The organism is Myxococcus sp. MH1 (assembly GCF_059738865.1).
Genome location: NZ_AP026947.1, coordinates 2,957,290 through 2,975,783, shown reverse-complemented (window position 1 = coordinate 2,975,783; position 18,494 = coordinate 2,957,290). Strand labels below are relative to the sequence as shown.

The window sequence follows — 18,494 nt, the reverse complement described above, 5'->3', positions numbered from 1 at the left end:
GCGTCACACAGGTGGGCGACGGCACGGAGCCGTCTCGCCTCACGGGGATCTCCCGACAGACGAGGCAGAGCACCGGGGCTGGGCCGTTCGCGGCGACCCGCTCTCATGGCCCCTCAACGCTTCGGGGAAGCACCGAGGCCGGGCGTTCGCGGCCTCGCCGCCACTCAGTGGCATCAAACGAAGCACCGAGGCCGGGCGTTCGCGGCCTCGCGCCACTCAGTGGCATCAAACGAAGCACCGAGGCCAAGCGTTCGCGGCCTCGCGCCACTCAGTGGCATCAAACGAAGCACCGAGGCCAAGCGTTCGCGGCCTCGCGCCACTCAGTGGCATCAAACGGAGCACCGAGGCCAGACCGCGCGCGGCGGTCTCGACCCACGGTGCCCCTTCGACTCAGAAGCGTTCGATCTGGAAGTCGTCGTCCCCACCCGCCGCCGGAGCGGGCGCGGGGGCCGGCGCGGGAGGACGGGCCGCCGGCGGAGGCGCGGCCGGGCGCATGGCCTGCGCGGGTGCGGGCGGACGCGCGACGTTCGGCGCGGCGGGCGTGGCGGGACGCGCGACCTGGACCGGCGCCGGCGTGGGCGGCGCGGCGGGAGGCTGTGCCGCCCCCACGGGCGCGCCCTTCTGCGCGAAGGCGGCCGAGCCCGGAATCGGACGGGCCTCGCCCGGCTTCGCATCGAAGCTGTCCCACTTGGAGTCGGACGTGCCGCTGATGCCGGAGAAGCGCAGCGCGAAGTCGTCCGGGTTGGACGCCTGACGGTGGGCCTCGTCGTAGGTGACCAGCCCCTGGCGCACCAGGCTCATCAGCGACTGGTCGAAGGTCTGCATCCCGTAGGAGTCCGTGCCCTGCGCAATCGCGTCGTGGATCTCCTTCGTGCGGTCCTTGTCCTCGATGAGCTCGCGCACGCGCGCGGTGACGCGCAGCACCTCCACCGCGGCCACGCGGCCCTTGCCGTCCGCGCGCGGCACCAGTCGCTGGCTGACCACGCCCTTGAGCACCGAGGCCAGCTGGATGCGCACCTGCTTCTGCTGGTGCGGCGGGAAGGCGGAGACGATGCGGTTGACCGTCTCCGTCGCGTCCAGCGTGTGCAGCGTGGACATGACCAGGTGGCCCGTCTCCGCCGCGTGCAGCGCCGTCTCGATGGTCTCGTGGTCTCGCATCTCGCCCACGAGGATGACGTCCGGGTCCTGCCGCAGCGCGCTCTTGAGCGCCTGCGCGAAGCTCATCGTGTCCACGCCCACCTCGCGCTGGTTCACGATGGAGCGCTTGTCGCGAATGAGGAACTCGATGGGGTCCTCAATCGTCATGATGTGGCTGGTCTCGTTGGAGTTGATGTGGTCGATCATCGCCGCCAACGTGGTCGACTTGCCGGAGCCCGTCGTGCCCGTCACCAGGATGAGACCGCGCTCCTCGCCACAAATCTTCGCCAGCACCTGCGGCAACAGCAGGTCCTGCATCGTCATCACCTTGAACGGGATGACTCGCAGCACCGCGCCCACGGTGCCGCGCTGCTGGAAGACATTCACGCGGAAGCGGCCCAGGCCCGGGACTCCGTACGCCAGGTCCACCTCGTTGCTCGCCTTGAACTTCTCCTTCTGGAACTCGTTCATGATGCCGAACGCCATCCGCGCCACCTCCTCGGGCGGAAGACGACGGCCGTCCTTCAACGGCACCAACGAGCCATCCACCCGGAACATGGGCGGCAGACCGGCCTTGAGATGAATGTCGGAGGCACCGCCGCGCAGGGCGATCTGGAGGATCTCATTGAGTTCCATGGGCGTCGCGGATGGTAGCAGACGCTCCCGCGCCCGCGCGACACACCGTGGAGTGAGTCCCCGAAAACACCACGGCGGAGACCCTCGTGAGAGAGCCTCCGCCGCGGAGGACAGCGAGCGACCAACCTGAACGGTTAGCGCTTGGAGAACTGGAACCGGCGACGCGCGCCCGGCTGACCGTACTTCTTGCGCTCGACCGCGCGAGCATCACGCGTGAGGAAGCCGGCCTTCTTCAGCGCCGGACGGAACTCCGGGTTGAAGGCGCACAGGGCGCGGGCGATGCCGTGACGGATGGCGCCGGCCTGGCCGGAGAGACCGCCGCCGCGAACGTTCACGGTGACGTCGAGCTTCCCCTTCTGCTCGAGGATCTCGAGGGGCTGGTTGAGCACCATCTTCGAGGTCTCGCGACCGAAGTAGTCGTTGATCTCACGACCGTTGATGGTGACCTGACCCGTGCCGGGACGCAGCCAGACGCGAGCGGTGGCCTCCTTGCGGCGGCCGGTGGCGTAGAAACCGAGCTCTTGGTGGATGGGCATGGACGTTGTCTCCCTTACGCCTCAACCGAGTACGCAGCCGGCTTCTGGGCGGCGTGGGGGTGGGTATCACCCGCGTAGACCTTCAGCTTCGTCATCATCTGCCGACCCAGCGCGTTGCGGGGCAGCATGCGGCGGACCGCGTTGATGATGATGTCCTCGGGGTGGCGCTGGCGGAGCTTCTCCAGGTTGGTGATCTTCAGGGCGCCCGGGAAACCCGCGTGCGGGTGCCGGTAGTACATCTTGTCCTTCTCCTTCGTCCCCGTCACCTTCACCTTGTCGGCGTTGATGACGATGACGTGGTCGCCCGTGTCGATGGACGGCGTGTAGATGGCCTTGTGCTTGCCCTTGAGCAAGGTGGCAATCTGGCTCGCCGCGCGGCCCAGCACCTTGTCGGACACGTCGATGACGTGCCACTGGCGCTTGATGTCCCCAGCCTTCGCGCTGTAGGTCTTCTGCGACATTTCGTGCACTCCAGACTTCTCGCGGTCGCCAGGTGCATGCCGGGGACCGCATCTCGTGCGGAACCAACCACAGGTCCTCCACGAAACATCCGCAGAGGCCCGGAAAGGCCGACCCTCCTAGCGGTCATGGAGGATCAAGTCAAGGTTGGCGGGGGCCGCTGAGCCACGGAAGGCTCTTTTCCTACCCCGCCCTACCCCCAGGAGGCACGCCCCCACCCCCTGGAGTCCCCGGCTGGGGCTTCTTGAAGCGCTCCTTGAGGTTGGCGAAGAAGTTCTTCTCCTCCGCCGTCGGCGGCCCCTGACGCGGCGCATCAGGCGTGACGTGCTCGATGACGTCCTCGGGCAGGTCCTCCAGGAAGCGGGAGGGGGTCCGGGGGACCTCCTTGCCGCGCTTCACGCGGGTGACGGCGCGGGTGAGGTAGAGCAGCTCCTTGGCGCGGGTGATGCCCACGTAGCAGAGCCGGCGCTCCTCCTCGAGGTTCTGGGCCTCGCCCTGCATGCCGCCGTGGGGCATCAGGTCCTCCTCCATCCCGATGAAGAAGACGAGCCGGTACTCCAGGCCCTTGGAGGAGTGGATGGTCATCAGGGTGACGCGGCGGTTGCTGCCCGGGACGTCCTCGTCCTCCTCCTGCTTGTTGTCCAGGCTCAGCCGGTTCAGGTAGGTGAGCAGGCTGGCCTTGGGGCCCTCGCGCTTCTCGAAGCGCTCCAGGGAGTCGATGACGCCGTCCACGCCCTTGAGCTTCTTGTCCGCGCTGGTGGCGCTGGTGGCGTGCGCGCGCGTGGCGTCCCGGAAGCCGATCTCCTCCAGGAGCTTGCGCGTGGCCACGGCCAGCTGCCCGTGCTCGTACGCCGCGCGGTAGCGCTCGATGAGGTCCACGAACTCGTGCACCTTGGCGCCCGCGCCCGGGGGCAGATCGTCGTACTCGGACGCCTTGCGCATCACCGTCCACAGCGTGACGCCCTCCGCGCGCGAGTGCGCGTGCAGCCGCTCCACCGTCACGTCGCCGATGCCGCGCGACGGGACGTTGATGATGCGCATGAGCGAGATTTCATCCAGCCGGTTCACGATGACCTTGAAGTACGCGATGACGTCCTTCACCTCGCGCCGGTCGAAGAACTCGCTGCCGCCCACCACCTCGTAGGCGATGTTCTTCTCGCGCAGCATCTCCTCGATGGGGTGCGACTGGCCGTTGGTCCGGTAGAGCACCGCGATGTCGTCTGCGGGGACGCCCAGCGAGATGTGCTTCTGGATTTCGTGCGCGACGAAGCGGGCCTCCTCCTCGTCATTGGGGCACGCCACCACCTTCACCTTGGGGCCCCCCTTGCGGTCGGTCCACATCTGCTTGGCCTTGCGCTCGGGGTTCTTGGCGATGACGGCGTTGGCCGCGTCCAGCACCATCTGCACGGAGCGGTAGTTCTGCTCCAGGCGCACCTCCTTCCCTCCCGGGAAGAAGTGGTCGAAGTGGAGGATGTTGCGCACCTCCGCGCCGCGCCACGAGTAGATGCACTGGTCGTCGTCCCCCACCGCGCACACGTTCTTGGACTGCCCCGCCATCAGCTTGAGCAGCTCCAGCTGGGCCAGGTTGGTGTCCTGGAACTCGTCCACCAGCAGGTAGCGGAAGCGGTGCGTGTACTTGAGGTACAGGTCCGAGTGCTCACGCAAGAGGCGCGTGGGGAGGATGAGCAGGTCGTCGAAGTCCACCGAGCCCTGCGCCTTCAGCGCCAGCTGGTAGTCCGGGTAGACCATGTGGGTGATGAGGTCGTAGTCGTCGCCGATGCCCTCGGGCTTGGGCTCGGGCGCCTGGCCGGAGTTCTTCGCCTTGGAGATGAGCCCCAGCACCTTGCGCGCATCGAAGGCGCGGTCGTCGATGCGGTGCTCCCGCATGGCGCGGCGGATGATGGCCAGCTGGTCGCCCATGTCCGCGATGGCGAACTTCCTGGGCCAACCCAGCCGGTGGATGTCCTCGCGGAGCATCTCCGCGCCGAAGGCGTGGAAGGTGCACACGAGCACGCCCTGGGCGCGGGGCCCGGCCATGTGGACCAGGCGCTCCTTCATCTCCGAGGCCGCCTTGTTGGTGAAGGTGACGGCCAGGATGTTGCGAGCCAGGATGTGGTCTGGCCGCTCGTTGAGCAGGTGGACGATGCGGTGGGTGATGACGCGGGTCTTCCCGCTCCCAGCACCCGCGAGGACCAGCAAGGGACCCTGGAGGGTGACCACGGCCTCGCGCTGAGGAGGATTGAGCTTCGAGAGGTCCATTGCGCGCGGGGCGGGGATACCTTTTGATTCGGCCGTGCGCGACAACTTTCTCCCAGGCCTCACCCTCCTCCTGCTCGCGCTCGCCCCGGGTGTCGGGTGCACGAAAGCGGAGGGCACCTCCGACGAGGTGACGGCCTCCATCCCCGCCGCCAGTGCGCCCTGCGTGTACTTCAAGACGCTGGCACCGTTCCTGCCGGAGGAGCTGGAGGGCTTCACCGTCGCGCGCACCCAGGGCTCCACCGGCAAGTACGGCGAGGTGTCCGTGTCGGAAGCGGAGCGGCTGTTCACCCGAGGTGAGGGCCGCGAGGTGAAGGTGCGCATCGTGGACACCACGATGGGGCAGAAGATTGGGCAGGCCATCCGGGACGCGGCCGAGCGGGCCAAGGACCGGCCGGCGAGCGACCCGGCGGCGCCCATCCACTGGAAGGACGCGGTGGGCTTCGTGAGGTACGACGCGGAGGAGGCGCTGGCGGAGGCGAACCTGTTGGTGGGAGATCGCTTCGTGGTGGCCGTCACCAGCCGGGGCTTTCCGGGCACGGTGGAGGTGCGGCGGGTGGCGCGAGGAATCGACCTGGCCGGGCTGGCCCGGCTTCAGTGAAGTCCGACAATGGGCAAGGAGTGTCCCGGGTGGTGAAGGAGAAAGGTACGCGGTCCGAAGCAGGAGACCTGCTCGCCGCGGAGAAGGCGGCGCGGGAGGTCGTGGCCTCGCTCGGCAAGAGGGAGTTTTTGGACCAGCTCCAGAAGCTCACCAAGAGCTACGCGTCGGACCCGGGCAACCCGGGCTCCTACGCGTGCGAGGGCTGTCAGCGCTGCGCCAACTGCATGTTCTGCAAGGACTGCGACAGCTGCTTCCAGTGCACGCACTGCACCCGGTGCGAGCTGTGCAACAACTGCTCGCACTGCGTGGAGTGCAAGAGCTGTCATGCGTGCGCCTACTGCCTGCAGAGCGAGAACTGCACCACCAGCGCCTACCTGGTGATGTGCCGCAACCTGCAGGACTGCAACTACTGCTTCGGGTGCGTGGGCCTGGCGAAGAAGGACTTCCACATCCTCAACGTCCCCTTCCCCCGGACCGAGTACTTCAAGGTCGTGGGCAAGCTGCGCAAGGAGCTGGGGCTGCCGTAGTGCCCCTCGCGCGGGTCCGGCCCGGCCCGCGTCAGAGCGCCCGGACGTAGAGCGCCTTGAGGTACTCCGTCTCCGGCAGGCCCGCGAGCACGGGGTGGTCCAGGCCCGCGCCCCGGCGCTCGAGAATCTGCACCGGGCGCTTCGCGTCCGCGGCGGCGCCCAGCAGCATCTCCTCGAAGCCCGCGCGGTCCAGCTTGCCCGAGCACGAGCAGGTGACGAGCACACCGTCCGGCTTCAGGCACCGCAGCGCGCGCAGGTTCAGCTCGTGGTACGCGCGCAGCGCGGTCTCCAGGCCCTCGCGGCGCTTGGCGAGCCCCGGCGGGTCCAGCACGATGAAGTCGAAGCGGCGGCTCTGCGAGTCGAAGCGCTTGAGCACGTCGAAGGCGTTCGCGTGCTCCACGGTGACGTTGGTCCGGTTGTTGGCGCGGGCGTTGTCGCCGATGCGCGCGGCGGCCTTCTCGTCCTGCTCCACCGCGATGACGGACGTGCAGCTGCGGGCCAGGGAGAGCGCGAAGCCGCCGTGGTAGCTGAACAGGTCCAGCGCCTCGCCGCGCGCCAGCTCTCCGGCGCGCAGGTGGTTGTCCACCTGGTCCAGGAACGCACCCGTCTTCATGTCGCCCATCAGGTCCACGTCGAAGCGGTTGTCGCCCTCGTGGTACGTGAAGCGCGACTCGCCCTGGCCGTGCAGCAAGCGCGTCTCGCGCGGCAGGCCCTCGAAGTCGCGGCCGGAGGCGTCGTCGCGGCACACCACGTGGGTGGCGCCGGTGAGCTCCACCAGCATCTTCGCCAGCGACTCCTTGCGCGCGTCCATGCCCTCGGAGAGCGTCTGGAGGGTGAGGCCCTTGCCGTAGCGGTCCACGAAGAGGCCCGGCAGCAGGTCCGCCTCGCCGTGCACCAGGCGCAGGCCGTCACGCTTGGACAGCGAGGACCTGCGCGCGAGCGCGGCCTCCAGGCGCTTGCGGAAGAAGGCGTCGTTCACCTGCAGCTCGCGCGGGGGCGTGCGCGTCAGCAGGCGCAGCGCCAGCGGGGAGCGCCGCGCGTAGAGGGCCTGGCCGATGGGGTTGCCCTGGGAGTCCACCACGAACACCACCGCGCCGGGGCCCGTCACGTCGGGCGGGGCGGCCAGCTCGGTGCGGTACAGCCAGGGGTTTCCCGCGCGCAGGGACTTCGCGCCCTTGGGAGTAGTACGTGCAACGGGAAGCGTCGGGGGGATGGCCATTCGCGTCACTCCAGGCCGCGCGCGGCCAGTTCCTCATCGTCCTCCCCGCGCAGATGCCCGATTTCGTGGAGCAATGTCACGCGAATCTGTTCGCGCAGCTCCGCCGGGGTGCGCACGGCTCGTGCCAGGTTGCGCCGGTACAGCACCACCGAGCGGCAGGGCGACTCCACTCCGTCGCAGGGCGCGCCCAGGGGCGGCCCCCGGAACAGGCCGAGAATCGTGGGCGACAGGGGCGGCTGGTTGGCGAGCAGGTCCACCTCGGCGGGCAGCTCCTCCGCGGTGACGGGGATGCCCTCCAGGTCACTGCGCATGTCCGCGGGCAGCTCGGAGACGGCGCGGGCCACGTCCACGCGGAAGGTGTCCTCGGTGGGCAGGGGCGGCGCCGGGAAGTCGTCGGGAGCCAGCGCTCGCGCCTTGTCGAAGTGCGTCTGCGCCTGCTTCCACTTCCCTTCCCGCTCCAGCAACAGGCCCAGGTGCTGATGCGCGTGCGCGGCGCGCTCCGCGTCGTCGACCAGGCCCTGGAAGGCGCGCTTCGCCTCGGAGAAGCGGCACAGCTCGAAGAGGGCCAGGGCCCGCTCGTAGAGGGCCTCTCGGCTGCCCGGCTCTCGCGCCAGGACGATGGCGGCTCGGGCGAGGGCCTCCTCCGCCTGGCCCAGGTCGTTGAAGGCCATGGCCGACACCAGCGCCAGGTGCGGGATGAGCTCCGGGGGCGTGCCGGGCTGGGACAGGCCGCGCTCGGCGTAGAGCGTGCCCAGCTCGTCGCGCTCGCGCGTGGAGGTCATCTGCACCGCGTACAGGTGGGCCGCGCCGAGCAGCGCGTCCGCGTCCCCAGGGTCGATGGCGAGCGCCCGGGCGAAGGCGAGCTGCGCGTCCGACTCGCGCCCCAGGGCGGCCAGCGCGACGCCGCGCTCGGCGTGGGCCGAGGCCAGGTCCGGCTCCAGGGCCGCCGCCTGCGCCGCGCAGGACAGCGCCTCCTCGAAGCGTCCCGAGTCGTAGTAGCCGCGCGCCGCGTCCAGCGGAGAGCCGCCTCGGGCCTGGCAGACCGCGAGCGGCTGCACCGGGCGCGGCGTGTCGCGGGGCTCGTCCGAGGGCGCGGCACTGGCTGGGGAGGCCTTCACCGCCGACACCTCGGGCGTTCCGGCGTCTCCCGGTTCCGGGGCCGAGGCGTTCCGCTTGCAGGCGGTGAGGAAGAGGCAGAGGGCGAGCAGACCGCGCCGCGACATGGGCCGCCACGCTACGGCATCACCCCAGGGGCCGGGAAGCAGGGACGTGCATGCTCGCTCGGCGGGCGGCGGCGCTCCCTCCCGCAGGCACCAGGGTGACGCCCCATGAGCCGCTGCGTCTGGCCCTCACCTCAAGTGCCCGTCGCGGGATGTCGGCGGCGCTTCCTGCCTCGGGTTCATGCGGCGTCGCTGCACGCCTCGGGACACCAGGGTGATGCCCCATGCGCCGCTGCGTCTGGCCCTCACCTTGAGTGCCCGTCGCGGGATGTCGGCGGCGCTCCCCTCCTCGGGTTCATCACGTTGGCGACTCATCAGCCTCTGGATTCGGGCCTCCACCTCCCGCGCCCGCCACTCGCTGATGAATGGGCTCGGCGTGCCCTGTTCTCTCGGCGGACGGCGGCGCGGTCCATCTCGGTGCACTAGGGTGGCGCCCCCATGAGACCCTTGATTCTGGCCTCCACCTCCAGTGCCCGCCGCGCGCTGATGGATGGGCTCGGCCTGCCCTACCGCGCCGTGAGCCCGGGCGTCGACGAGACGGTGGCCGCCCACCTTTCGGCCCGCGACGCCGTCCGGGAGCTGGCGGCTCGCAAGGCTCGCGCCGTGCACGCACGACACCCCGACGCGTGGGTGCTCGGCGCGGACCAACTGGTCGAGGTGGCCGGACAGACACTCACCAAGCCCGTGGACCGCGACGCGGCGAGAGGCCAGCTCCAGAAGCTGCTGGGCCACACCCACGACATCCACACCGGCGTGTGCCTGGTGGGCCCGGACGGGTCCATCGACGAGGCCGTGGAGACCGCGCGCCTGACGTTCCACGACGTCACGCCCGACGAGCTGGAGCGATACCTGGACCTGAACGAGTGGGAAGGCTGCTGCGGCAGCTACCGCGTGGAGGGCGCGGGACAGGCGCTGCTGGCGCGGCTCGACGGAGACCGCGCCAACGTGCAGGGCCTGCCCATGGTGACGGTGGTGCGACTGCTGCGACAGGCCGGCTTCACCTTCTTCGAGCGCGGCCAGCCCTAGCCTCACCCCGCGGTGGACAGCTCCGCGAGAATCTCCTGGTACGCCGCGCGGGCCTTGTCCGCCTGGTCCGCCTTGAAGCTGGCCGCGGCCACCACGGGATGCCCACCGCCCCCATACCGGCCGGCAATGGCGGACAGGTCATGCTGGCGCAGCTCCGGCTTCCACGGGTTGGAGCCGAGCGACACCTTCGCGCGCGACGTCCCCCGCCCCACCCACAGCGTGTAGCGCGCGTCCGGATAGAGCGCGTACGCGATGAACTTGTTGAGGCTGTCCACGCCCTCGTCCACCAGGTCGAAGAAGACGACACCGCGCTCGTAGCGGGCCCGCGAGCGCACCAGCTCGATGTTCGACTGGTGGCGCGCGAGCAGCGGCGCCAGCGGCCCCGCGATGAGCGGCGAGGCGGCGATGTCCGCGAGCGACTCCGACTGCATGCGGCGGATGACCTCGGGGATGAGCGCCGGGTCCTTGTTCGCCTCCAGCACCGTCATGATGCGCAGCGCGGGCTCCTCCAACGCCACCGCCATCTGCGGCGAGGGGAACTGCGCCCCGTCGATGAGCTCCGCCCAGTGGATGAGGTCCGAGAGCGCGGACGCGTCCCAGCCGAAGCGCTCGCGCGCCACGTCCGCCAGGTACTTCGTGCAACTCTTGCGGTGCGCGTCGTGGAATTTGCGCCCGCTCGAGTCCGCGCGGAAGTGCGCCTCGTCCCCGGGCTGCTGGAACGCGGAGGCATGGTGGTCGAACCACCACGTCAGCCGCGCGTCCTGGCTGTAGCGGAAGTCGACGATGACGTTCTCCTCGCCCGTGAAGACGGCCGGGTCGATGCCCTCCGCGCCCGGCTTGTGGTTCAGCCCCTGGTAGCGGAACGCCGCGTCCGCGCGGACGCGCTCCCGGTAGAAGCGGGTGAACACCGCGGCGCTCGCGGCGCCGTCGAAGCAGTTGTCGTGGAACAGGACCTGGACGTTCATGGCGGCGCCCGTTTACTGCAACGCGAGCCCCTCGCCCACCGCGGCGAAGGACTCCTGCCCGCCCGTGTCGCCCGGCTGTGCGTCACCCGACCCGGCGGCCACCACCGCGAGCCCCACCAGTCGACCATCCGGCAGCAGCCCGCAGCCCAGCGTGCCCCGCGCCCCCGCCGACGTGCTCAGCGTGTACAGCTTCGAGCGCGACCCCAGCGCCGCGGGCGACGCCGTGCGCGCCTCCTCGCCGGTGCCCACCGCGCTCAAGAGCCCCTGGCAGCCCGCCTCCAGCTTCACGCCCGTGGAGCGCTCCACCCAGAGGAAGCCGTAGCGCCCGCGCGCCATGTCGCCAAAGCCCACGCCGCTGCCGTGCAGCGTCGCCGCGGGCAGCGGCAGGTGCGCGGAGAGCTGCTCACGCGTCAGCCGCTCCCACCCCACCGGCAGCTCCAGCCGATACCCCAGCTCGCTGCCCACCAGCAGCTGCCGCACGCCCCCGCCTCCCAGAGACGCCCCCGTGCCCGGCAGCGCCAGGAGCACGGCCGAGGCCAGCGCCGTGGCGAGCCCCAACCCCAGGCCCCCGTAACGCCGCGCGGGCCCGGGCTCCCCCACCACCAGGAACAACGCCACCAGGCCCAGCGCGAAGTAGGCCACGTGCACGGGGGCCGTCGGCGCTCCGCGCGCGAGCCACGCCGTGGCGACCAGTTGCACCGTCAAGCCCGTCTGGGCGATGCCCTTCACCGGCCCCCGGTTGAGCACCAGCACCAGCGCGAGCACCAGGTCCAGCGCCACCAGCCCGTACGTCCACGACGGGTCCTGCAGCGAGCCCAGCACCCCACCGGCCCGCAGGAACCACGCGGCCGCGCCCGCCCCCAGCACCGCCGCCACCGGGCCCGGATGCGCGGAGACGGCGCTCGTCACCAGGTCGCCACCGAAGACGGTGGCCTCGTCGTCCACCGCGTCCCCCAGCCGATCCAGCCGCGTGCGGCCGACCTTCTTGTAGGACTGCAGGTGGTCGAAGGGCTCACCACACGCGGGACAGGCCGAGGCGCCCCGGGGAATGGGGCTGTGACCGCAGCTCGGGCAGAGGGTCTGAGGCATGGCCCGCGTATACCGCACCGAACACTCCGCCCACGAGGGCGCGACGCCCATGTCAGCCCGCACCCCCAACTGCCAATTTTTGGACCAAATCGACGGGGCGCCAGCGACACCCGGGTCATTCAAGACCGAGCACACTCGCAGTGTTCGCGGCTTGTAGTGAACTCTCGACTCTTGAACGAAACGTCGAGATTGCGGGGCTGGATGAACGAATCAACTCGACAGAACGAGGAACCCTTCCGGGGTTGCGGTGCTCTGCGTGAGGTGGTGAACCAGGAACCCCGCTCCGTGACAGGGAAAACCCTTAGTACGCGTTACCCATCAGGTGAGCGTCCGGCTGGCACCTCGTCTGCATATGTCAGACCCCAGGTGTACTCACCCGCGCAGCAACGCGAGGTGGGAGGAGCACATGGCCAAGACGACGACACGCAAGAGCGTCACGGTGCGCCGACAAGGGCGACGGGTGATGCCAGCACTGCGGCGGACGGCTCAGCGGGCCCGGGTGGCCGCCGAGAAGGCCCACCTCACCGTGGGGGAGGTCATCGCCGCCGCCTTCGACACGGCGGGCGGTGAGCTCGGTGAGGCGCTGGCGGTGATGACGTCACCGCAGATGACGCGGGCCCTGGGGCGCCGCATCGTCGTGGTGGGCTGAAACCCTCCGCTTTTTTCAGCGTAGGAACTACCGGTGGCCCGCACCGTGGCTCTGGAGCCTCGGCCACCCGGGCCCCGGGTTCACTCCCCGGCCAGGAGCACGCCGGTGGTGTAGTGCCGCTGGGTGGGCTCACCCGCCAGCGCGCGAGCGAAGTCCTCGGCATTGTTGGGGTGCACCAGGAAGGTGCCCGCGCGCGTCTGGAGGCGCACAGGCGCCATGTCCGGGTGCGGGTCCGCGGACACGGTTCCGCCGCCGCCCCCGTCCACCGGCGGGCTCGGGAGCGTCGCGCACCCGGCGAACAGCAGGACTCCCAACGTCACGAGAAGCATCTTCATCCGCGTCCTCCGGGACAGAGGCCACCAGGCCCGTCAGCCGGGCCCCTCTATTCCGGCGGCCCCCGGACAGGCAAGGCCCGATGCGTCGCGCGCGGAGGACGGCAGGCCAGGAGCGTGGATAAGTCCAGCGCAACGCCCGGGCGGACACACCGGTCGTCGCGGTCACCCAGGCGAGGAGCACTCAGCCACTCCCCGCCCGGGAGTCACGACCCCTGGAGGTTCAGCGAGGCTGCCAGCGGGGACGGTGGTCGTCGCTGTCGCCCGTCTGCAGCGTGAAGCCCGCCTTCGGGTGGATGATGGCCGCGCCCTCCTGCGCGCCCGTCACCGGGTCGATGCGCTGCACGTGCAGTTGCCCCGCCTTGATGAACGCGACGAAGCGGCCATCCGGCGAGAACGACGGCAGCGTGCCGTCATCCACGAGCCGCACCTCGGTGCCCGTGGCGGAGCCGTCCTGCGGGTTGATGGCGCGCAGGAAGATGACGTTGCCCGAGCGGTCCTGGCACGGCGACACCGCGCCGCCGCACAGCACGGCGCCGCCCGACGTGGGCCGGTAGTAGTACGCGCGCACGTACGCGGCCCAGGTGCCATCCGGCGCCCAGATGGGGCTCGCGATGAAGGAGTCCACGGTGCCGTCGGTGGACGCCTCGGTGGACACGTCCGCGACCAGCTGGGGCGCGCCGCCGCCCGTCACGTCGATGTTGTAGAGCCGGACCAGCGGCGTGGGCGTGGTGTCCCCCTCGAAGGTCACCAGCTCGTTGTTCGGGTTGGCCAGGAACAGCAGCTGGTCGTTCACGCGGTTGTAGTGCGCCTGCTCCGCCGTCACCCCGGCGTTGGCCAGCGGAGTCGGCGCGGTGCCCCCACCGCTCGAGGTGAACAGGCCCTCGCCGTTCACGTTGAAGACGAACGTCGTCCCGTCACGCGACCAGTCCGGGAACGCGCCCGTCGTCGTCGCCTGCACCACGCCCCCGGCGCCGCCCGGCGTCACCGCCGAGATGCCGGAGCGCTGGCTGCCGTTCTGCCGCACCCACGCGATGGCGGTGCCCGGCTCCCACTCCATCGAGCGGAAGGCCTCCGTGTTGCCCGTGCCGCCATCGGCGACCACCACGCCCTGGCCCTCGACGAGGGGGACCTCGCGCACGGTGAGCTCACCGGCGCTCTTCTCCGTCGCGGTGTCCACCGCGCCCTGCGCGAACGAGAGGTGCGTACCGCCCGGGCCCCACCGCGGATAGCGGCTGTCCGTGCCCGCCGCGCTCAGCGACGTCATGCCCGGCGTGTCGTAGCGCATCACCAGCGCCGCGGAGACTCCGGCATCGTCCCGCCCCGTCACCGCGACATGCATCGCCTGGCACGTGAGCGGAGCGCCCTCGCAGCGAAGGCCCGGACCGCAGTCCCCGGACGCCGTGCAGGCATCCCCCTTCGCGCCGGTGCCCTGGCCACCACCGTCGGGCGTGCCCGCGTCGTCATCCGTGCCCGCGTCGGGCATCCCCGCGTCCGGCACTCCCGCGTCGGGGACACCCGCGTCGTCGTCCCCACCACCGGCGTCCGGCTCGGGGGTGGGCGTCTGGATGGGGCGCTGCTCGCACTCGTTGTCGCCGGTGCAGACCCACTCCTGGCCCTCGGCGGGCTGCCCCTTGTCACTGCGACAGTCGAACTGGTCCACACATTCGTCACCACACCCCGTCGACAGAACCCACAGCGCGCAGCACAGCGCGCCGACGATTCGCTTGTCCATTCAGCCCCTCCAAGTGAGTGAAGGGCGTATAGCCTCGCTCCAAAGGGACGGAATGGTTCGCGAGGGCGGGTTGCAGTGAGCATGTTCCTGAATGAACGGCGATTCACTCCGGCGTGATGAATGATCGACACCCACTGCCATCTCGATGCGACGCGATTCGATGAGGACAGGACGCTCGTGCTGGAGCGCGCCTGGGCCGCGGGGCTGCAAGGCATCCTCGTCCCGGGTGTCGGTCCCCACGACTGGGAGCCCCTGCTGGAGCTGTCCCGCGCGGAGCCGCGCCTCCAGGTGGGCCTGGGCATCCATCCCCAGCTGCTGCCGGACATGACACCCGCGGAGGACGACGCGGCGCTGGAGCTGCTCGACGCGCTCTTGTCCAAGGGCGGCGCCATCGCCGTGGGCGAGTGTGGACTCGACGGTCCATCCCTGCCCGGCGCGCCGCTCGAGCGGCAGCTGTCCGTGCTGCGGCGACACCTGGCGCTCGCGCGCAAGCACCAGCTGCCGGTGTTGATGCACTGCCACCGGCTCCACCCGGCCCTCATCGAGCTGTTCAAGCAGGAGGCGCTGCCCGAGGCGGGCGTGCTCATGCACAGCTACAGCGGCGGCGTGGAGCTGGCGCGCTTCTATCTCCAGAAGGGCTGCCACTTCTCCTTCGCCGGCCCGGTGACGTGGGCCGAGGCGCGCAAGCCCCTGGACGCGCTGCGCGCCATCCCGCTGGACCGGCTGATGGCGGAGACGGACGCGCCGGACCAGGCCCCCACCCCTCACCGGGGCGGCCGCTCCGAGCCGGCCTACCTGCCCCACATCCTGGAGGGGATGGCCCGCGTGCGGGGAGAGCCCCTGGACGAGGTCGCCCAGCGGACGACCGAGAATGCCCGGCGCCTGTTCCGGGAAGGTTTTCCCCCCGCTTCGCGGTAGGCGAGCGGTCGCGTTATAGAGGACCCCCATGAACCCGCAGCCCCCACCGCCCGCCCCTCCCCAGCCCGAGACTCCGCCCGCCACGACGGCCACGCCGAACGCGGCGACAGGCTCGCTCGCCCGGCCGTTCAAGCTGTCGCGCCGCTTCGACCGCACCGGGCGCCTGCTGGGGGATAACGCCATGGAGCGGCTCGCCAACGCGCGCGTGGTGGTGTTCGGCCTGGGCGGCGTGGGCAGCTACGCGGCCGAGGGCCTGGTGCGCAGCGGCATCGGCCACCTGACGCTGGTGGACCACGACGACGTCTGCGTCACCAACACCAACCGCCAGCTCCACGCGACGGTGAAGGGCGTGGGCAAGTCGAAGGCGGAGCTGATGGCGCAGCGCTGCCGCGAAATCAACCCGGAGGCCCGGGTGGAGGCGGTGCGCGAGTTCTACCGCGAAGAGGTCGCCGAGCAGATGCTGCCCGCCGGCAAGTACGACTTCGTGGTGGACGCCATCGACAACGTGAAGGCGAAGCTGCACCTGCTGCACCGGTGCGTGTCGCTGGGCATCCCCGTGGTCAGCTCCATGGGCGCCGCCGCGCGCCTGGACCCGACGGCCATCCGCGTGGAGGACCTGTCCGAGACGCACATGGACCCGTTCGCCAAGGACATCCGCAAGCTGCTCAAGCGCAAGTACGGCGTGGAGACCGAGCGGCACACGGGCATCACCGCCGTGTACTCCATCGAGGCGCGCCGCATGCCGGTGGCCCTCAACTACGACGACGCGACGGACGGGTTCCTGTGTGTCTGCCCGCAGGACAACGAGTTCCACACGTGTGACCACCGCACGCAGATCGACGGCAGCGTGTCCTTCGTCACCTCGTGCTTCGGGATGAACGCCGCCGGCGTCGTGGTGCGAAGGCTCGCCTCCACGCGCTGACGGCTCAGGCCACCTGCTGGGGCTGCGACGCTCGCGCCTGCTGCTCGGCGAGCGCCTCGGCCTCTCGGCCACAGGGCCTGCGGAACACGCAGCGCGTGCAGGGCGTCAGCGTCTCCGACCGGGGGAACGCGTCCGCGTCCAGCGGCGTGTTCGTGACAGGGTCCTTCAGCAGCGCGCGCATCTTCGCCACGCTCGTCTCGAAGTGCCGGTGGAAGGACTCCATGGCGCCCAGGTCCACCTGGACGTCCTGCTCCTTGCCCTCGTTGAGGTACACGAGCGACGCGCGCACCTTCTCCACCGGGAAGCGGTAGCGCTGGGACACGTACAGCGCGTAGCCGAGCACCTGCTCGTCGTAGCCGTCGCGAGACTTGCCCGTCTTCCAGTCCACGACGACGGGCGCGCCGTCCTGGTCCACGAAGGCGAAGTCGGGGATGGCGAAGACCTTGAGGCCGCCGAGCGTGAAGTGGGCGAAGTCGAAGCCCGCGTCCACCTCCAGCCACTGCTCGGGCTTGAGGCTCTTGGCGAGCAGCGGCCAGCGCGAGTTGAAGAACCACGCGAGCGCCACGCGCACCGTCTCCCAGTTCTGCTTCCAGGCCTCGTCGGGGAGCGCCTCGGCGTACTCGTGCTCCACGAGGCCGGTGAACTGCTTGCGGTACTTCTGCGTCCAGTACGCCTTGCCGCGCGAGTGGCGGTAGTCGTCCTGCATCAGCTTGCGCGCGCGGGCCTCCACGACGGCGGGGTCCACCACGCGGCCGGCGCGCCAGTCCAGCAGCACGTCCTTGATGCTCTCGTGCACGACGCTGCCCGCCCAACTGAAGCGGTTGGCCAGCTTCTTGAGCACGTACAGCTCCCGCACGTCCTTCGGCGCGTCCGGCTCCCAGCCGCCCCAGGAGCGGTAGTAGTAGAAGTAGTAGGAGCGCAGGCACTCGGAGAACTTCTCGTGGCGGCTCTTGGACCAGGAGAAGTCGTTGTGGAGGGGTGGGCGCCGCATCGAGGCGGCGCATCCTAGGCGTTCGCTCGCTCCGCCAGAAGGGGAACAGGCAGGGAAACGAGCCCTGGGGGTGGGTTGAATGACAGTCCGGGTGGGGAACCCTGGGAGTATGGTCCGCGCCACCATGAAGAGCCGACCCCTGACGGAGCGAGTCGTCCTGATCACAGGCGCTTCCAGCGGCATCGGCCGCGCGGCGGCCCGGGCCTACGCGGAGGCGGGCGCCCACGTGGTGCTCGCCGCCCGGCGGCTGGAGCGGCTGGAGGACGCGGCCCGTGAAGCGGAGTCACTGGGGGTCCGGGCACTGGCGGTGCGGTGCGACGTGACTCGTGGCGAGGACGTGGAGCGGCTCATGGCCCAGGTCCGCGCGGACTTCGGTGGGCTGGACGTGCTGGTGAACAACGCGGGCCAGGGGTTGTACGGACCGCTGGAGGCCATCAGCGAGGAGCAGCTGCGGCAGGTGTTCGAGCTGAACGTGTTCGCGCTGTGGCGGGTGACGCGGGCGGCGCTGCCGCTGCTGCGCGGGCGGCGCGGGGCGCACGTGGTGAACGTCAGCTCGGTGCTGGGGCATCGGGGGCTGCCGCTGCTCGGCGGGTATTGCGCGTCGAAGGCGGCGGTGAACGCGATGACGGAGTCCTTGCGCACGGAGCTGGCCTCCGAGGGAATCGGCGTGCGGCTGGTGTCACCGGGCCTCACCGAGAGCGAGTTCCGGGACCACCGGCTGAACGCCCAGGGCTGGGCGCAGGACGCGATTCCGCTGAAGGCCATGTCCTCCGAGGAGGTGGCGCGGGCCATGGTGAAGGCGAGCGTGCGCGGACGACGCGACACCATCCTCACCCTCCCCGGCCGCGCCATGGTACTGGCGAACCGGCTCGCGCCCGGCTTGTTCGACCGGGTCGCCCACCGCATGGCCAACCCGGTGAAGAAGGACGCATGAGCCCCCGCAGTCGCCCCGCGAAGCCCGCTGTCTCGTCGGACACGCCGCCTGTCTCTCGCGAACAAAACGCCAAGACATCCTCAGGCAAGAAGCCGGAGACTGGCGACGTGCCCCGACCTCGCCGCGGACGTCCGCCGAGCGGCAAGGCCGAGCCCCTGCCCTCGCGCGTTGAGCAGACGCTCGCGGATGCGAAGGCACGCAAGGCGTCCACCGGCTCGCTGTTCGATTCCTCCGGGTCACTCGCAGACCTGGGGATGGTTGCGGAGAGCGCCTCGCCGCGCGGTGATGTGGCAAACACCCCCTCGACGCCAGCGAAGGCGCGTCGAGGACGCCCGCCTCGCA

18 protein-coding genes are annotated in these 18,494 nt (G+C 70.4%); 7 read left to right on the top strand and 11 right to left on the bottom strand.

Annotated elements, in window-relative coordinates; translation table 11 throughout:
• Positions 1-390: 390 nt before the first annotated feature.
• From AC6JA9_RS12170 to AC6JA9_RS12155, 4 genes are all read right to left on the bottom strand, one after another.
• Positions 391-1,773 carry a type IV pilus twitching motility protein PilT gene (locus AC6JA9_RS12170; RefSeq protein ID WP_223750598.1) on the bottom strand — a complete coding sequence of 461 codons (1,383 nt, stop codon included), beginning with the start codon at positions 1,771-1,773 and terminating at the stop codon, positions 391-393.
• A 134-nt stretch (positions 1,774-1,907) separates the two neighbouring features.
• Positions 1,908-2,309, bottom strand: a complete 402-nt coding sequence (gene rpsI / locus AC6JA9_RS12165) for a 30S ribosomal protein S9 (RefSeq protein ID WP_046712181.1) — start codon at positions 2,307-2,309, stop codon at positions 1,908-1,910.
• Positions 2,310-2,323: 14 nt separating this feature from the next.
• Complete coding sequence (gene rplM / locus AC6JA9_RS12160; RefSeq protein WP_141326090.1) at positions 2,324-2,770, bottom strand: 50S ribosomal protein L13; 447 nt, start codon at positions 2,768-2,770, stop codon at positions 2,324-2,326.
• Between the two features lie 181 nt (positions 2,771-2,951).
• Complete coding sequence (locus tag AC6JA9_RS12155) at positions 2,952-5,027, bottom strand: ATP-dependent helicase (RefSeq protein WP_497959728.1); 2,076 nt, start codon at positions 5,025-5,027, stop codon at positions 2,952-2,954.
• A gap of 34 nt (positions 5,028-5,061) precedes the next feature.
• Between AC6JA9_RS12155 and AC6JA9_RS12150 the strand changes: the two genes are divergently transcribed.
• Both AC6JA9_RS12150 and AC6JA9_RS12145 read left to right on the top strand, forming a co-directional pair.
• Positions 5,062-5,625, top strand: coding sequence for a hypothetical protein (locus tag AC6JA9_RS12150; RefSeq protein ID WP_370640422.1), 564 nt, complete (start codon positions 5,062-5,064; stop codon positions 5,623-5,625).
• A gap of 29 nt (positions 5,626-5,654) precedes the next feature.
• Entirely contained in the window at positions 5,655-6,152 is a 498-nt protein-coding gene (locus AC6JA9_RS12145; RefSeq protein ID WP_194869545.1) for a caib/baif family protein, read from the top strand.
• A gap of 31 nt (positions 6,153-6,183) precedes the next feature.
• Here the strand turns inward: AC6JA9_RS12145 and AC6JA9_RS12140 are convergent, their stop codons facing one another.
• On the bottom strand, positions 6,184-7,371 hold the full coding sequence (locus tag AC6JA9_RS12140) for a class I SAM-dependent rRNA methyltransferase (RefSeq protein ID WP_497959725.1): 1,188 nt from the start codon (positions 7,369-7,371) through the stop codon (positions 6,184-6,186).
• Between the two features lie 5 nt (positions 7,372-7,376).
• Positions 7,377-8,594 carry a metallopeptidase family protein gene (locus tag AC6JA9_RS12135; RefSeq protein ID WP_255653639.1) on the bottom strand — a complete coding sequence of 406 codons (1,218 nt, stop codon included), beginning with the start codon at positions 8,592-8,594 and terminating at the stop codon, positions 7,377-7,379.
• A gap of 435 nt (positions 8,595-9,029) precedes the next feature.
• Between AC6JA9_RS12135 and AC6JA9_RS12130 the strand changes: the two genes are divergently transcribed.
• Entirely contained in the window at positions 9,030-9,617 is a 588-nt protein-coding gene (locus tag AC6JA9_RS12130) for a Maf family protein (protein WP_497959724.1), read from the top strand.
• 2 nt (positions 9,618-9,619) lie between these two features.
• Here AC6JA9_RS12130 and AC6JA9_RS12125 read toward each other — a convergent pair whose 3' ends face one another.
• Together AC6JA9_RS12125 and AC6JA9_RS12120 are read right to left on the bottom strand one after the other, a co-directional pair.
• Positions 9,620-10,582, bottom strand: coding sequence for a hypothetical protein (locus AC6JA9_RS12125; protein WP_497959723.1), 963 nt, complete (start codon positions 10,580-10,582; stop codon positions 9,620-9,622).
• A 12-nt stretch (positions 10,583-10,594) separates the two neighbouring features.
• Positions 10,595-11,671: a zinc ribbon domain-containing protein gene (locus tag AC6JA9_RS12120; protein ID WP_497959722.1), complete on the bottom strand. Its 1,077-nt coding sequence runs from the start codon at positions 11,669-11,671 to the stop codon at positions 10,595-10,597.
• A gap of 406 nt (positions 11,672-12,077) precedes the next feature.
• On the opposite strand from AC6JA9_RS12120, the gene AC6JA9_RS12115 reads away from it, so the two are divergent.
• Complete coding sequence (locus AC6JA9_RS12115) at positions 12,078-12,320, top strand: hypothetical protein (RefSeq protein ID WP_141333144.1); 243 nt, start codon at positions 12,078-12,080, stop codon at positions 12,318-12,320.
• Positions 12,321-12,400: 80 nt separating this feature from the next.
• Here AC6JA9_RS12115 and AC6JA9_RS12110 read toward each other — a convergent pair whose 3' ends face one another.
• Entirely contained in the window at positions 12,401-12,655 is a 255-nt protein-coding gene (locus AC6JA9_RS12110) for a hypothetical protein (RefSeq protein WP_497959721.1), read from the bottom strand.
• Between the two features lie 220 nt (positions 12,656-12,875).
• Positions 12,876-14,387, bottom strand: coding sequence for a TolB family protein (locus tag AC6JA9_RS12105; protein WP_223750590.1), 1,512 nt, complete (start codon positions 14,385-14,387; stop codon positions 12,876-12,878).
• Positions 14,388-14,507: 120 nt separating this feature from the next.
• Between AC6JA9_RS12105 and AC6JA9_RS12100 the strand changes: the two genes are divergently transcribed.
• Positions 14,508-15,305 (top strand): TatD family hydrolase, encoded by a 798-nt coding sequence (locus AC6JA9_RS12100; protein ID WP_223750589.1) that lies wholly within the window; start codon positions 14,508-14,510, stop codon positions 15,303-15,305.
• Between the two features lie 28 nt (positions 15,306-15,333).
• Positions 15,334-16,227 (top strand): tRNA threonylcarbamoyladenosine dehydratase, encoded by an 894-nt coding sequence (locus tag AC6JA9_RS12095; protein ID WP_223784954.1) that lies wholly within the window; start codon positions 15,334-15,336, stop codon positions 16,225-16,227.
• A 4-nt stretch (positions 16,228-16,231) separates the two neighbouring features.
• On the opposite strand, the gene AC6JA9_RS12090 is transcribed toward AC6JA9_RS12095, so the two are convergent.
• Positions 16,232-17,218, bottom strand: a complete 987-nt coding sequence (locus AC6JA9_RS12090) for a PD-(D/E)XK nuclease family protein (protein WP_223750587.1) — start codon at positions 17,216-17,218, stop codon at positions 16,232-16,234.
• 124 nt (positions 17,219-17,342) lie between these two features.
• Between AC6JA9_RS12090 and AC6JA9_RS12085 the strand changes: the two genes are divergently transcribed.
• Positions 17,343-18,152, top strand: a complete 810-nt coding sequence (locus tag AC6JA9_RS12085; RefSeq protein WP_267697203.1) for an SDR family oxidoreductase — start codon at positions 17,343-17,345, stop codon at positions 18,150-18,152.
• Positions 18,153-18,494 lie beyond the last annotated feature (342 nt).